Source organism: Candidatus Schekmanbacteria bacterium, from assembly GCA_016219965.1.
Classification (GTDB): domain Bacteria; phylum Schekmanbacteria; class GWA2-38-11; order GWA2-38-11; family J061; genus JACRJM01.
On record JACRJM010000003.1, the window covers coordinates 131,027 to 146,348 of the forward strand.

Here is a 15,322-nt window from a genome sequence, read left to right on the forward strand (position 1 = left end):
TTATAAAACTTAAAAGGAAAGTTCCCATGATTAAAGAAATAGTTCAAACCTACGCCTGTTCGAAATGTGGTTTATGTATTGCCGCTTGTCCTGAAAAAGCTATCTCCCTTAGCGGAGATTATTCTCCCTATGTTGATGAAAAATGCACTAATTGCAGAATTTGTCTTGAAGTCTGCCCTAGGAGTGAACTTCCTTTTAACGAAATAAAGAAAAATCTCAATACTGTAAACTTCCCTAAGTTTGAAGAAGAACTTTTGGGTCCTTATAACCGGATAGTACTTGCAAAGACCTGCAACAATGAAATACTGAAAAGATGTTACAGCGGTGGAGTGACAACAGAGTTCCTGTGTTTCCTTTTAGAAAAGGGATATATTGATTCAGCACTTTTGACTGACCGCGAGCATGATCTTTCCTTTTGCGGACATCCTGTCCCATTCATAGCAAGAACCCGCGAGAATATAATAAAATGCGCAGACACAAAACCCTGTGTTAATCCCATTTTAGCTTCATTGCCAGTTGATGGTGATCGAGTAGCATTTGTCGGAGTATCGTGCCATACGGAGGGGATTAGAAAAGCGCAGTGGCTTGCAGAACATGGAGATAAATCCAAGGAAATATGCAAGCATTTAATCGGGAATATAAGCTACGTCATAGGATTGAACTGTTTTTTCTCCTTCGGTAGAAACGGAGTAGATCGCCTGCTTGCAAAGGTTGGTCTCAAAGAAGAAAATATTGAGAAGTTTTTTAACTGGAAAGGAAAACCTGTTGCAAGAATGCATGGCGGAAAAGAAATAGTTGATTTTGGAGATGAAGGAGATTTTTCAAACTCAAACTTAGGATGTTTTCTCTGTTATCCTTCATATTCTGCAAAGCTTTCTGATATAACTTTTGGGAAATGCATCAGCGAAGAATGGGGCTGGAACGATGTTATAGTAAGAAGCGAAAAATGTGACAGTATTATTTCTGAGATGGAAGAAAAAGGCCTCATTACTATCAAAGCAGCTGGAAATGAAAAAAGTGAGATTTTAGAAGCTCTTCTTGAAGCAAATGTTTTTGAGGTAGATGCAGTTGGTTACGGAGGTTTCTTAGACACCGGAAAATTTGAAGGAAGTCTTCCAGGCACTTCCCCTATGCCTCAGCAGGAAGGAAGCTCTATAAAGGGAATCAATAGAATAAGACTAATCCAGGCAGTAAGGCGAGATTCCTTCTATAAAATAGCAACAACAGAAAGAAAAAAAAGGGGAATTCTAAATCCTATTTTAAAGTAAGCCTAAATCCTCAGGGAGATAACCATGATATTGCTTGCAGGTGCTACGGGACAGCTGGGAAGTGCTGTTTATAACGCTCTAAAAAAAGAATATGGAACTAATTTCAAATGTCTGGATATAAACGCTGACAAACTTGAGGTCTATAAAAATGAAGGAATCCCGGTCTTCTGTAACGATCTTTCTGATATTGAAGAGATCAAAAAGATTCTCCAAGATGTTGACTCCGTAATAAGCGTTGTCGGGCTTCAACGGGAGACTGAAACTCTATCACATATGGATGTAGACTATGGAAGAAATAAAAATTTACTGCAGGCTGCACTAAAAACCGGCGTCAGGCATTTTGCTTATGTAAGCGCGCTGCAAACGCGCGAAGATGCACCGCGGAAAGTACACAAGGCAAAATGGCTTATGGAGGAAGAACTTAAAAAAAACGGGATGGATTATACAATTTTCAGGCCTTCAGGTTTTTTTACAGATTTCATCCATTATTTCGGGAAGAAATGCAAGGATAGTAATTCATTTACTCTTATAGGAAGCGGCAATATGAAAATTCAGCCAATAAGCATTGACGACCTAGCCATGTGTCTTGTCATGTCATCTAAAACCCCTGCTGCAAAAAATAAGATATTTGTTATCGGCGGACCGGAAGTTATGACTCTGAATGAGTTAATAGAATACTATGCTGAATTTTTCAGCAAGAGGATAAAAATCCGACATATCCCGATGGGTCTTATGAGATTTTTTGCAGCTTTGACTTTTGACAAAGTAATTTCAAGAGATTTCTTAAAAAGACTTGAAACTGACAGTATCTGCGATGTAACGGCAGTCAAAGAAGCATTTAAAATAAATTTTACATCGTTACGCGATTATATAAGGAACTTTGACTGGTCAAAAATATGATTTATTGTTTTAATAAAAAGATTGGCTAATGAATCAGTATCGGATTTTTAGGATAACTGCAGTGATCATCATCCCTATAGAATCTATAATGACATCATGATAGTTTCCCTGCCTGCCTTTTATGAAGAGTTGATGAATTTCATCGCTTGTTGCTAACAGTAGAGAGATTATAAATGAAAAACAAATGGTGTGACTAATGCTGTTATTTTTTCTCTTTTCAGGTTGTTGAGATTTGTAAATCGCATTAAAAATGAGGAAAGAAAGAATTGCAAATTCTATCATATGAGCTCCCTTGCGCAGTATAAAATCGTAAGGAAGATCTGATTTCAGGCTGGGCTGATTTGAAAGAAAGAAAATTACTTCGTACCAGATTATCACCGGACCCCAAAGCCTTATAAAATTCCAAAATTTATTTTTCATTAAAGACTTTCTTTATATTGTATGGCATCCACTTTGTCCCAGTGATCCTTCTGTAAGTTTCAATATGAAAGAGAGCCTCGTTTTTCCTGCCACTTTCAATATAAATAAGCGAGAGATTAAAATGAGCAGCTGGGTTGTCCGGAGACAGATAGAGTACTGATTTAAATATTTCTTCACCTTTGATTATATCCCCAGATTTTCTATATGATATACCCAAGGCAATCATACCTTCTAAAGACATTGGAAAAGATTGATGATAATTTTGGAACGCATTGATTGATGCCTTTAAATTTCCAACAGTCTGATAATTCAAGCCGAGATTGAAATAATAGACTGGGTCGTATATAGCTGCTTTTGTGTAATAGGTTACAGCTTTCGTAAAATCAAGTTTACTTTCTTCTATTTCCCCAAGGTGAAAATAACATTCAGCACAGGATGGATTAAATCTTGTTAACTGTAAAAGAATTCTGCTTGCATTATCCCAATCTCCCCTTTGTTTCAGAATCATTGCATTAGCTAATGTTTCATCAGCAGCATATACATTCCAAGAGCTGAGCAGCTGAGCGAGCAGGAATCCCATAATAATCAGTTTTACATTGCTAAGTTTTTTTTCCAGGTTCCCTCCTCCTCATTATTACACATTCCCTGTTTTCTCCTACTTTAACAAGTTTAGACTGTATCAACTCATCAAGATCTCTATCAAAGTCCTTTTTTCTGAAGATATAATATTCATCATAATTATTATTTGTATGATATAGCCTGTATGTAAGCTGAAATTTGTGATCAATCCTTAATATCCTGCGTTGCGAGTAAAATACGAATGAGGGTTTAAAAAACTTAAAAAAAACTATTTCACTTTTCCCAATAGCAGAACTTTTAAGTGTAAGAGCTAATTTCTTGTTAGATTTGAATTTTTCAAAAGCATCAACATTTATAACAGCTCCTAGAAAAATAAATACCACGAGAAAAACCTGCATATAAAATATAGCCACTTTTTTATTCTTGTATGTCAGAAAAACTAAAACAATAAACCAGATATTGAGACTTATCAATGTCCATATCAAAGCGGTTAAACCTATTGCGTCTAAAACAATTACTACTATATTAGGAAAAAATTTAAGGATTATCAAAGCAGATATATCAAAACTTAGAAACAATGCAAAAATGGCATATATTCCCAAGGTTATTCCTTTATCTTCTCTGCGCTGAAAACAATCTTTCCAGCACTTCCCGGCTATCATAGCAAGAGGTGGATAAATGGGAAGTATATAGTTTGGCAGCTTTGACTTTGAAAGAGAATAGAAGACAAATATAGCACAAGCCCATGCAATGAGAAATTTAAGTTGCCTTGAGTCTTCGGTCTGATTACTTATACTTTTTGTTGCCTGAAAAGGCAGAAAAAAAATCCATGGGAAAAAACCACCGATAATTACCGGTATATAGTAAACAATGCTACCGCTTCTTTCATGGACATCTGTAAAATACCTCATGATATTTTCATAAACTATATTTTCATACAAAAAACCCGGAGTTTTAATTGAAGAAGCTACGTACCACGGCAGGATTACTAACAGTGTAATCAGTATCCCTGTTGGTTTAAAAAAAACTTTTATTGATTCGAATTCTTTGAAAATCAGTATATAAAAAAAAATTATAATTCCAGGGACAATAATTCCCAGAGGTCCCTTTGACATAAACCCTAATCCAAGTGAGATAAATAATATTACCCGATGTATTTTACTATATGGAGAATATTTCCCAGTTGTATTAATAAATGAAAAAACAGAAAGGGTAATAAAAAAAGCAAGAGTCATGTCTGTTACTATTGAGTGAGAAAGCGCAATAAACTCTATACTGGTAAGAAGGATGATAAGGGAAAGTAATCCAGTTTCAAAACAGAAAAAATTTTTTCCAAGTGCGAATACAAGATATAGTAATCCGGCTCCAAATAGTGTCGTAACATAACGTGGAGCATAATCAGCCATTCCAGTTAAATTAAAGGCAATTGCAGAAAGCCAGAAATAAAGAGGAGGTTTTTTATTATATGCTTCATAGTTTAGATGCGGAGATATGTAATCCCCTGATTCAATCATTTCCCTAGCTATCTCCGCATATCTCGCTTCATCAGGGTCCCATAAGTCACGGGATGACAATCCAAAAAAAAGGAGAAATATGGCAAATAATATTGTCCCTGATAGGAAAAGTTTTTTTTGTGAAGACGTCATTTATCTTTTTTTCGCTAAGCGATTAATTGTTAATTTTAGAAGTAAAGGTTATTTAAGATTCTGCGAAATCTAAGATAAAATATTATTACCGTCAATGTAAATTAACTTAAAAAGTTTTTCGTCATGACATTGACGTTGTTGTCAAAAGATACCCGTAAAAAATTGCCGCAAACTATCAATATGTTCCTATTAACAATTTGTTATCCAACGAATGGAAGAAGGTCTGGCTGTCAATATATTTTATATCTTTCCACAATATATCTTAGTAAATCAGTAAGTTAAAGATTGCTATTCAAATTTTATTTATCTCGTTGCTAAAAAACTGATTCTCTCTGGCATAGTAATTGCGTAATCAATAAAGATTTTTTTAACAACTATGAACAGGAGGCCATGTAACCATGAAGATTATGATAGTAGACGATTCATCGGTTATGCGAAAAATAGTAACACGAACAATCAGACAAACCGGTTTTGAAATAGAGGAAATAGTTGAAGCATCTGATGGACTGGATGCATTGGAAAAACTGAAATCTTACACAAGCGATTTGATTCTCTGTGACGTTAATATGCCAAACATGAATGGGTTAGAATTTGTAGAGAAGGTAAACGCTGAAAAAATCGCACCTGAGAGTGACATTATTATGGTCACGACTGAAGGAGGAATAGACATCGTAAACAAGGCTGTGGAAAACGGCGCCAAAGGATTCATAATCAAGCCATTTACTCCAGAAGATTTCGTCGCCAAGGTAAAACATTTATGCAAGAGGTGGTAAAATTCACGCTGCCGATGAAACCCTTAAAAGAAAGCGCATAATATATGGAATCAATTATATCGCTTATGTCAGAAACTGCAGTTGAGGTGCTTAAAAAAATGGCTTTTTTAGATGTAGAACACATAAGGAATGATGAACCCATTTCAAAAGCTATAGAAAATGTCCACATGTGTTCAATGATCATGCTCGACGGTACGTTAAAAGGCTCTATCGTTTTTCATTGCTCTGATAAACTTGCGAAACAGGTGACATGCGCTCTTTTAGGGGAAGATATGGCAAATGACATAGCAGATATGGATATAAAAGACGCAATAGGTGAAGTTACAAATGTAATTGCAGGAAATGTTAAAAACAAGATTTCGAATTTAGGTCATAGCTTTTCTCTTTCTTCTCCTAAAGTTTTGGAATGGGGAGAATATGTGATCGAACTTAAGACTAAAGCACGCCAGGGGATTATGGAATTTACCTCGGGAAAAGAAACTTTTTTTATTGAGTTGTTATCAAGTAATGGGTCTCACGATTAGATAAACAAAACATGTGAAAAGTGACATGGCCAATCCTGTTGAGAAAATAAAAGAAACTATTGATGAAATCCTTGACTCTGTTGAGAATGAAATAGTTACTATTTTCAATGCATTGTTTGGAAAGCTTGTCAGTTGTTTTCTAGCAGGTGTGTCAGTTACAACCGCCAAGGAATTCCTCGATCCACGAAAAGGTAAAAAAAGCTTCCTTATAGATCTTAATACTAATGAAGAAATAAAGGGAGATATCTTTATCTGTCTCGACCACAAAGAAGCTTGCTGGGTTTCAGCAATTATGAATGGCCTTGCTGAATCAATGGCAGATGAAAAAGAAAAAAGCGGCCAATTTGATGAAAATGATATTGATGCTGTTTCAGAAGTTGGCAATCAATTAGCTGGAAAATTGAATTTTGTCCTCAAGCCTATTGCCAAGAAAAAACTACATTTTATTAAAACCAGGCATTTTTTGACTGAAGAGATGCAGGGAGAAGACAATAAAATACCTCTTGATGAAGAAGAAACTGTAATTATCCCTAAATTCTCTTTTTCCTCTGAGGGGAAGGAAATAGGATTTATTTATGTAATGTTCCCGGTAAACTTTGCTTCCCTGATGGTTGGGATACCTCTCAGTGGCGACACTCAAGAAAAAGATAATGAAAGTGAATCTGCTAAATTAAGAAAGATAATCCTCCTTTGCCAGCAAATTGATAGCAAGGAAGAAGCACTTTATAATATGGTTGCAGATAAGTTTTCGGCAAGCTTTATTACCTGTAAGCTTAACTCTGCTCTTGAGGAAAACCCAGAAATTAAAGAAGCAGATCTGATTTTCGTCGACTCCTATGATGATCCAAACAGTGGGATAGACATATGTAAACAGCTTATAGCGTTAAAAAGCAGTAAAAAAAAATCAATAATTCTCAGTTCAAAAAATATAACAAAAGATCTTTTGCTCCAGGCTATATCTACCGGAATTTGTGACATCATAGTAAAGCCCGCTTCTACAAAAACAATTATGCAGAAAGTACAAGCGAATATAGGGTGAGGTTATGGCATTAAATATAGAAAAAATAAATGAGATTGTTAATCAGCTTTCAATATCTTTGATTTCTGAAAACGGCAATTTTTTTTCTATTCCGCAAGTTAAAGCAGAAATAATAGAACTTCTAGAGTTACTCAATGCAGGCACTACCCCTGAGCTGTCAAATATATGCAATGAGATTAACGCAGTTATTCAGAAAGCTTCAGAATGTAAGAGTAATAAAAATATAGGTGATCCGACAAAAAGAATTTCAGAACTATTAATAAGTCTTCAGAATCTGATTCTCTCAACTCCACACCGGTCAGACAGCGATATATCTAAAAAGAACACTCAATCATCTGGAGAGCCACATTTTGCCGTTCCAGAACATCAAAAAAAGGATGAAGAGATGCTTAATATACCTGATGACGAAAGAGAAATTTATGGAGATTTTGTTACAGAGAGTCTTGAACATATCCAACAGATAGAAAAAGGAATATTGGAACTTGAGAACAACAGTGCTGATGCAGAGATAATCAACAGTATGTTCCGTTGTTTTCATTCCATTAAGGGAAATTCCGGTTTTTTAAATCTTAAAGTGATGAACAATTTATCTCATAAGTGTGAGGGACTCCTTGACAAGCTCAGAAGCAAAAAAATGAACTATACTGAAGAGATTACAGATATTGTTCTTGAAGCAATTGACATTCTCAAGGGTATGCTCGGTGATATTGGTGCTGCGGTTCGCGATAAGCAACCGCTTAATTGTCACTATGAAATTGAAACATTTCTACAAAAAATAGAAGATGTTAAAAATCCTATCATTACTAAGGATGTCACTAAACCATCAGATGTAAATAAATCTGATTCTGCTGAGATTAAACAACCCCAGGAGGCCACTTGTGATGAATTCAATGTTAACTCTTTAGTTAATAGGGAAGAGGAAGAGTTTATTCATCTTCCAGAGGACTCTGATATTAGCCTGATTGGTGAATTTATAACAGAAAGCAATGATAATATAGCTGGTGCTGAGGCCGCTCTTCTTTCTCTTGAAACTCAACCTGACGACATGGAAGCAGTTAACACATGCTTTCGAGCTTTTCATACAATGAAGGGAACTGCCGGTTTTATTGGCATAAAACCTATGGCAGAATTTGCTCATCACGCTGAATCACTTCTCAGTCGTATCCGTGACCGCAAAATCTCCTATACTCCCGGATATGCAGATCTGGCACTGCGTTCGATAGATATGTTCAAGGAATTAATACAATCCCTACAGACTGTCTTAGGAGGAGAAACTGCAAGTAAACCTTCAGGCTACACTGAATTAATTCATGATTTAATGAACCCTGAATCTGTCACTGCAAAGAATTCTATGCCAGAGATTGTCACTCCAAGGCTCGGAGATATTCTTGTTGCTGATGGAAAGGCTGACCGGAATGAAGTCGAAAAGGCTGCGTCATCTAAGAGCGAAGAACCAATAGGAGTAAAATTGGTAAAAAATGGCGCTGCATCCCTTCAGGATGTTGCAGGTGCCATACGTAAACAACAATCTACTGCTGCTGGTGACAGCAACATTTCGGATACATCTGTACGAGTCAGGACAGACCGTCTTGACCGTCTCATAGATATGGTGGGTGAGCTTGTAATATCTCAGTCTATGGTTTCGCAGGATATAAGTGTAGCAGGCAATGGCTATCATGAGTTGTCAAAGAAAATTTCTCATACAGGAAAAATAGTAAGAGAGTTGCAGGATCTAACTATGTCAATGAGAATGGTGCCTCTTAAACCCACTTTCCAGAAAATGACACGACTCATAAGGGATCTTTCACGTAAGAGCGGAAAGATTGTCAATTTCATTACACAGGGTGATGATACCGAGATAGACAGGAATATGGTTGATGTCATTAACGATCCTCTTGTACATATGCTTCGCAATGCTGCGGACCATGGTGTTGAGTTGCCGGAAATCAGGGAAAAGAATGGGAAAGCAAAAGAAGGGACTATTTCTCTCTCAGCATACCATTCAGGCGGAAATGTTGTGATTGAAATTAAGGATGACGGCAAAGGAATTGACAGGGAAAAGGTAATTAAAAAAGCTGTTGCTGCCGGTCTTATTGACCCGGGGAAAAATCTGTCTGACAGCGAGGTGTTTAACCTTATATTTGAACCAGGCTTTTCTACAGCAGATAAAGTAACGGATATTTCGGGCAGAGGAGTTGGGATGGATGTAGTTAAGCGAGGAGTAGAGTCATTAAGGGGAAAGATTAATCTGACATCAGTTGCAGGCAAGGGAAGTACTTTTTCCATGTATCTGCCGCTCACAATGGCAATAACTGACGGTATGCTTGTTAAAGTAGGAAGCGAACGCTATCTCATTCCTACAGTGAATATTTCCATGAGTTTTAGACCTGATGCCAAACTCCTTTTTACGGTTGGTGAAAAAGGAGAAATTGTAATGCTTCGCGACAATCCTGTTCCAATATTCCGATTGCACAGTCTGTTTGGGATTAAAGGCGCAGTTGAAAATCCTTTAGAAGCATTGCTTGTTATCATAGATGACGGAAATCAACAGAATGCACTTCTTGTTGATGAATTATTGGGTCAGCATCAGGTTGTGGCAAAACCGCTGGGTAACTGGTTAGGACAGATCCCCGGAGTATCTGGTGGCGCAATCCTGGGAGATGGACATGTCGGATTAATTCTTGACTCATCAGATCTTATTGCGGCGGCAAAACAAAATAGTACTGCAAGTGATTGCAGATATGCAGCATAGATACTTTTTAAAATGACAAAATTTAAAGAGGGAAAGAAACATGTTAGGTGGAAATGAAGGGATAAATGAAAACCGAGATAAGGGATTTAATTCCGAAAAGGCTGCTGGCAAGTCTGGCGAAACAAAGAAATTTCTCAGCTTTTTTCTTGGAACAGAAGAATACGGAATAGACATTGTTAGTGTCCACGAGATCATTGGTGTATTACCCATAACTTCAATTCCATACACTTCAAATTTTATCAAGGGTGTAATTAATCTTCGTGGGAAGATAATTCCGGTAATTGACTTAAGGCTCAAGTTTGAAATGAGTGAAGCTGAATATACAGAAGAAACATGCATAATAGTTACCCAGTCGGAAAACTTACAAGTTGGTGTCATCGTAGACAAAGTATCAGAGGTTCTAGATATTTCACCCTCTCAAATTGAGGATGTGCCATCTTTTGGAATAAGAACAAATATTGATTACCTTTTAGGCATCTGTAACATCAGGGGAGGAGTCAAACTTTTGCTTGATATAGATAATGTACTTTCAAGCAAGGCAGCTTCAGCATAAATACATCGAAACATCTATAAAGAATAATTTTGGCAATGAATAAAAATGAATAAAATGGAGGGGAATAGTTATGTTGAATAGAATCAAATCAAGTCTGTCTATTAAAATTTGTACTCTCGTTGCCAGCGTTTTGACCATAGTGCTCGCGACAACCGGTTATTTCCAGATTAAGGACAAGGAAAGTATGTTTATGAACGACTTAATCGAAGAGTCCTCTAACATGACGTCAGTTTTAGATTCATCCCTACATCAGGGAATGATGAAGGCTGATATGGAAGGAATTGACGATGTGTTAAACAAGACAGGCCAGATAAAAAAAATAAAAAGGGCCTACATACTTTCATCCTCAGGCAAAGTTTTCAAATCTTCAGATAAAACACTGGTTGGGAAAACTGAAGGACAGTCAGCGATTGAAAAGATTAAAGGGACAAGGCAGAATTTTTTTGAACTAATGAAAACTTCTGACGGTAATCCTTATGTAATGGGATTAAGCGCAATTTCGACTGAAAAAGGGTGCATCGAGTGTCACGCAGAGTTTAAGGAAGGGGAAACAATCGGCTACCTTGGGCTTGATACATGGGCTATAGATAATTTCAAAGATCTTGAGGCGAGCACAACAAAGACCGTTCTTTCTTATGCGATTGCCGTTATGCTTCTCCTCGCTACAATAATTTTTATTATCAGGAAGTCTGTAAATCCTATTGTCAATATTTCCAGGGCCGCCAGCTTAATTTCAAAAGGTGACTTAAATCAGTCAGTAGATTTTCATTCTGATGATGAGGTAGGAGCTCTTGCAAATTCTTTCCGTGAACTCATCGATTACATCAAGAAAGTGAGCGATGCAGCAGATCAGTTAAGCAAGGGGAAACTGAAGATTGATATTGAGATGAAAAGTGACAAGGATGAATTAAATAAATCCTTTCAGCAATTACAGATAACCATGAATAATCTTGTTACAGAAATTGATCAGATGATCCAATGGGCTAAGGATGGAGAACTTCAAAAACGCGGTGATCCATCTAAGTTTGAAGGAGGTTATCGCAAATTAATAAAGAGCACAAATGAAATGCTTGATGCGGTAATCGAGCCTGTGAACGACGCCTCCAATGTTCTGGAGCGAATAGCAGAAAAGGATCTTACGGCGCAGATAACCGGAGACTATAAAGGTGACCATGCTAAGATCAAAAATTCTCTGAACAGAGCTGTTTTCAATCTAAGCAACGGGCTTGAACAGGTTGCTGTAGGAGCAGACCAGGTTTCATCCGCATCTTCAGAGATAGGAAGCGGAAGCCAGTCGCTGGCTCAGAGTGCGTCTGAACAGGCTGGTTCGCTTCAGGAGATATCGAGTAGTTTGCATGAGATAGCATCAATGACAAGACAAAACAGGGAAAATTCCAAAGAGGCAGAAGCCCTTTCTAGTGCAGCCAAGTCCAGTGCCAATAAGGGTGTAGAAAGCATGAAGCGACTCTCCGATGCCATTAACAAGATTAAGGCATCTTCAGACGAAACTGCAAAGATTGTAAAAACCATTGATGAGATAGCATTTCAGACAAATCTTCTTGCCCTAAATGCTGCAGTTGAGGCTGCCAGAGCTGGAGATGCAGGAAAAGGATTTGCCGTAGTTGCTGAAGAAGTAAGAAATCTTGCAATGAGAAGCGCTGAAGCTGCGAAAAACACTGCTGCCATGATTGAGGGTTCAGTGAAAAAGTCTGAAGATGGCGTTGTGATCAATAAGGAAGTTTTAGCCAATTTAGAAGAAATAAATGGGAACGTGACTAAAGTCAGTGAGGTTATGTCTGAGATATCTGTCGCATCAGAGCAGCAAAGTCAGGGGATAGAGCAGCTAAACACTGCTGTGGAGCAGTTAAACCAGGTTACCCAGCATAATGCGTCATATTCAGAGGAATCTGCAAGTGCAGCACAGGAACTTTCCGGACAGGCATCTGAAATGAAAAATTTAGTTAATAGCTTTAAACTTGGAAAGTTTAGCAACAACGATAGTACTGATATGGAAAATAATAGTAGAAGACTACGCACAACAGGGACAAGAACTGTAAGCGCAATGCCGGAACACCGAAAAACAGGAAGCTCTGCCAGCTCATCTGTTGACTTTTCTTCAGCAAGAACCAAGCACAGACTCTGGATTACAAGACTCAGGTCTTTTTTAGACGGCAAGGAATCGCTTACTGAGCAACAGATTGTCTCACATAAGGACTGTGACCTTGGAAAATGGATCTATGCGGAAGGCATTAAAAAATATGGAAACATTGCCCAGTTCCAGCAGCTTGAAAAAATACATGAGGATTTTCATTCAAAGATAAAGACTGTTAAACAGCATAGAGATTCAGGAGATATTCAGCTTGCTGAACAGGCTTTTGATAAAATGATGCCAATCTCTGAACATGTAATTTCTCTGCTTAATGATATTGAGCAGAAATTAAAATCTCCCAATTCAAGTACTGTTTCTCAACAGGGAGAGATGGAATCAGATGGTTTAGGAAAAATAGTTCCCATGCGTAATGATATGGAAAAAGCTTTCTTGCAGTCTTTTTAATGCTTAACGCTGTGTAACTATTTTGACTGGAATATTTTTCTGGGGACTTTTGGAGGAAAAAAATGAGCAATATTTCCGCAAACGAAACTGCACACAGTATTGCAACTTTTCATCTCAAAGAAGCCGAGTTTAAAAAAATTTGCAGGATCGTATACAGTGTATGCGGAATAGATCTGCACGAAGGGAAGGAAGAACTGGTAAAATCGCGCCTTTCTAAGCGCCTCAGGGCTTTGAATATAAATAGCTTTGAGAATTATCTTACTTTTATTGAAAAAGAGCCTTCAAAAAAAGAATTAAATTATATGGTAGATATATTGACTACCAATAAAACATATTTTTTCCGGGAATCTCAGCACTTTGACCTTCTTAAACAAAAAGTCATTCCAAAACTTGATCATTCAAAAATCAGGTTCTGGAGTGCAGGGTGTTCGTCCGGAGAAGAACCATACACTCTTTCCATTCTTTTAAGGGAAGAAATACCTGATATTGATAAAATTGATGTAAAAATTCTTGCTACAGATATATCCTCAAGGGTTCTCGAAAAAGCAAATTCAGCAGTTTATGAAAAAGAAGCCTTCAATGATCTTCCTCAGGCATATTTAAGAAAATATTTCACCAGCGTTGGATCTAACTCGCATCAGTCTTTCCGTGTAAATGAGAACATAATGAAAACAGTTTATTTTGCACAGCTAAATCTCATGGAACAGTGGCCCATGGCAGGAAAGTTTGATGTCATATTTTGCAGGAATGTTATGATTTATTTTGACAGACCTACCAGAGAAAAACTGATTAACCGTTTTTGGGATTACTTAGTTCCCGGAGGATATCTTTTTGTAGGACATTCTGAAAGCCTCACAGGACTTTCGCATCAATTTGGTTATGTTCAGCCAGCGGTTTATATTAAATCCAATTAAAATAAAGATATGAGGTTTTGTAGTGATATATACTGTTGGCATTGCTGATATGAAGATTTCGACTCAACATTCTGACATTATAATTACCTATGCTCTTGGAAGTTGTCTTGGAATTACAATTCATGACCCTGTGGCCTGCGTAGGTGCTATGCTTCATATCATGCTACCTACTTCTTCAATAGACATACAAAAGGCAGCACAGAATCCCTGCATGTTTGTAGATACAGGAGTGCCCAAACTTTTTAATGATTGTTACAAGTTTGGAGCGCGCAAAGAAAGACTTGTCGTGACAGTTGCCGGAGGCGCAAGTCCATTAAGCGTATCCGGGAATGATCATTTTCAGATTGGCAACAGGAACTTTATAACATTAAGAAAACTTCTCTGGCATAATGGAGCGCTGCTTAAAGCATATGACGTCGGTGGAACAGTTGCTCGTACCATGTCTCTTGAGATAGGGACGGGCAAAGTAGTTGTGAAACATAGTGGCGGCGAAACAAAAGTAATTAACATTGACGTCGAAGATTGCAACGTCGGAAGGAGAAATTAACCTTTATGCTAAACATACTGATTGTAGACGACAGCGCAGTTATGCGTGCAATGATAATCAAGACATTTAAGCTTTGTGGTATTCCCTTTGGTGAAATAATGGAAGCTTCAAACGGAAAAGAAGGGATAGATGTTATTGACACCAAGTGGGTTGACCTCATTCTTGCTGATATCAATATGCCGGTTATGAATGGCATAGAGATGATAGATAAAATACAAAAAAATCCTCAAACTGCAGATACTCCCATAATAGTGATATCAACGGAAAGCAGCCAACCCAGGATAGAAGCCCTCAAAAACAAGGGCGTACACTTTGTAAAAAAACCATTTACTCCTGAAATTCTGAGAGAAACCATTACAAATATTATAGGAATAAAATTCAATGGAAAAGATTGAAAATATATTACTGAATGCGGCTACTAATGCTTTTGAACAGTTATGCTTCATGTTTAGTTCTCCTGATGATGAAGATACTGAAAAAAATTTACGTACCTGGGTAGCGTCGATTGTGAATTTTTCCGGCCCATTTTCTGGTAAATTAATTGTAAGAGCGCACAAAGGGTTGCTTAATGTAATTGCTTCAAACATGCTGGGGGAAGAGGCATCAACAGCCAAACAACAGATAGATGCGCTTGGGGAAGTTTCAAATGTCATATGCGGAAGCGTTCTCCCTCAGATTGCCGGAGTAGCAGAGGTTTTTAATCTTGAAGCTCCGAAAATTCTTCAAAATTCTGAACCTGTATCACCTCAAAATGGAGAAAAAATGGTCTTTGTCAGCATGACTTTGGATGAGGGACGAGTTGAATTACAACTTTTCATTAAAGAGGGATTAGAGCTTTTAAAGGAGGTCTAAT

At 37.4% G+C, this 15,322-nt stretch carries 15 protein-coding genes; 12 read left to right on the top strand and 3 right to left on the bottom strand.

All coding sequences use genetic code 11. From position 1 onward, the window contains the following. The first annotated feature begins 26 nt into the window (after nt 1-26). Nucleotides 27-1,268, top strand: a complete 1,242-nt coding sequence (locus tag HZA77_02830; protein ID MBI5374340.1) for a Coenzyme F420 hydrogenase/dehydrogenase, beta subunit C-terminal domain — start codon at nt 27-29, stop codon at nt 1,266-1,268. Between the two features lie 24 nt (nt 1,269-1,292). After that, complete coding sequence (locus HZA77_02835; protein MBI5374341.1) at nt 1,293-2,168, top strand: NmrA family NAD(P)-binding protein; 876 nt, start codon at nt 1,293-1,295, stop codon at nt 2,166-2,168. 33 nt (nt 2,169-2,201) lie between these two features. On the opposite strand, the gene HZA77_02840 is transcribed toward HZA77_02835, so the two are convergent. The 3 genes from HZA77_02840 to HZA77_02850 all read right to left on the bottom strand — a co-directional run bounded on the left by HZA77_02840 (nt 2,202) and on the right by HZA77_02850 (nt 4,813). Further along, entirely contained in the window at nt 2,202-2,588 is a 387-nt protein-coding gene (locus HZA77_02840; protein MBI5374342.1) for a VanZ family protein, read from the bottom strand. Then, the gene (locus HZA77_02845) at nt 2,578-3,096 is read right to left on the bottom strand and encodes a tetratricopeptide repeat protein (GenBank protein ID MBI5374343.1); all 519 of its coding nucleotides are present in this window, start codon (nt 3,094-3,096) and stop codon (nt 2,578-2,580) included. The genes HZA77_02840 and HZA77_02845 overlap by 11 nt, the downstream gene beginning before the upstream one ends. Before the next feature lie 91 nt (nt 3,097-3,187). Next, nucleotides 3,188-4,813, bottom strand: a complete 1,626-nt coding sequence (locus tag HZA77_02850) for a glycosyltransferase family 39 protein (GenBank protein MBI5374344.1) — start codon at nt 4,811-4,813, stop codon at nt 3,188-3,190. 398 nt (nt 4,814-5,211) lie between these two features. On the opposite strand from HZA77_02850, the gene HZA77_02855 reads away from it, so the two are divergent. The 10 genes from HZA77_02855 (at nt 5,212) to HZA77_02900 (ending at nt 15,321) form a co-directional block, all read left to right on the top strand. Continuing rightward, nucleotides 5,212-5,586, top strand: coding sequence for a response regulator (locus HZA77_02855; protein ID MBI5374345.1), 375 nt, complete (start codon nt 5,212-5,214; stop codon nt 5,584-5,586). Nucleotides 5,587-5,630: 44 nt separating this feature from the next. Beyond that, a complete protein-coding gene (locus HZA77_02860) occupies nt 5,631-6,110 on the top strand; it encodes a chemotaxis protein CheX (protein ID MBI5374346.1) in 480 nt (159 codons plus the stop codon). 25 nt (nt 6,111-6,135) lie between these two features. Beyond that, the gene (locus HZA77_02865) at nt 6,136-7,149 is read left to right on the top strand and encodes a hypothetical protein (protein MBI5374347.1); all 1,014 of its coding nucleotides are present in this window, start codon (nt 6,136-6,138) and stop codon (nt 7,147-7,149) included. Nucleotides 7,150-7,153: 4 nt separating this feature from the next. Then, nucleotides 7,154-9,901 (top strand): Hpt domain-containing protein, encoded by a 2,748-nt coding sequence (locus tag HZA77_02870; GenBank protein MBI5374348.1) that lies wholly within the window; start codon nt 7,154-7,156, stop codon nt 9,899-9,901. 40 nt (nt 9,902-9,941) lie between these two features. Beyond that, nucleotides 9,942-10,454, top strand: a complete 513-nt coding sequence (locus HZA77_02875) for a purine-binding chemotaxis protein CheW (protein ID MBI5374349.1) — start codon at nt 9,942-9,944, stop codon at nt 10,452-10,454. Between the two features lie 70 nt (nt 10,455-10,524). Further along, nucleotides 10,525-13,008 carry a HAMP domain-containing protein gene (locus HZA77_02880; GenBank protein ID MBI5374350.1) on the top strand — a complete coding sequence of 828 codons (2,484 nt, stop codon included), beginning with the start codon at nt 10,525-10,527 and terminating at the stop codon, nt 13,006-13,008. A 62-nt stretch (nt 13,009-13,070) separates the two neighbouring features. Further along, on the top strand, nt 13,071-13,922 hold the full coding sequence (locus HZA77_02885) for a protein-glutamate O-methyltransferase (GenBank protein ID MBI5374351.1): 852 nt from the start codon (nt 13,071-13,073) through the stop codon (nt 13,920-13,922). A 22-nt stretch (nt 13,923-13,944) separates the two neighbouring features. Continuing rightward, nucleotides 13,945-14,469 carry a chemotaxis protein CheD gene (locus tag HZA77_02890; protein MBI5374352.1) on the top strand — a complete coding sequence of 175 codons (525 nt, stop codon included), beginning with the start codon at nt 13,945-13,947 and terminating at the stop codon, nt 14,467-14,469. Between the two features lie 5 nt (nt 14,470-14,474). After that, nucleotides 14,475-14,864 (top strand): response regulator, encoded by a 390-nt coding sequence (locus HZA77_02895; protein ID MBI5374353.1) that lies wholly within the window; start codon nt 14,475-14,477, stop codon nt 14,862-14,864. Beyond that, nucleotides 14,851-15,321 carry a chemotaxis protein CheX gene (locus HZA77_02900; GenBank protein ID MBI5374354.1) on the top strand — a complete coding sequence of 157 codons (471 nt, stop codon included), beginning with the start codon at nt 14,851-14,853 and terminating at the stop codon, nt 15,319-15,321. The genes HZA77_02895 and HZA77_02900 overlap by 14 nt, the downstream gene beginning before the upstream one ends. Nucleotide 15,322: the final 1 nt, after the last annotated feature.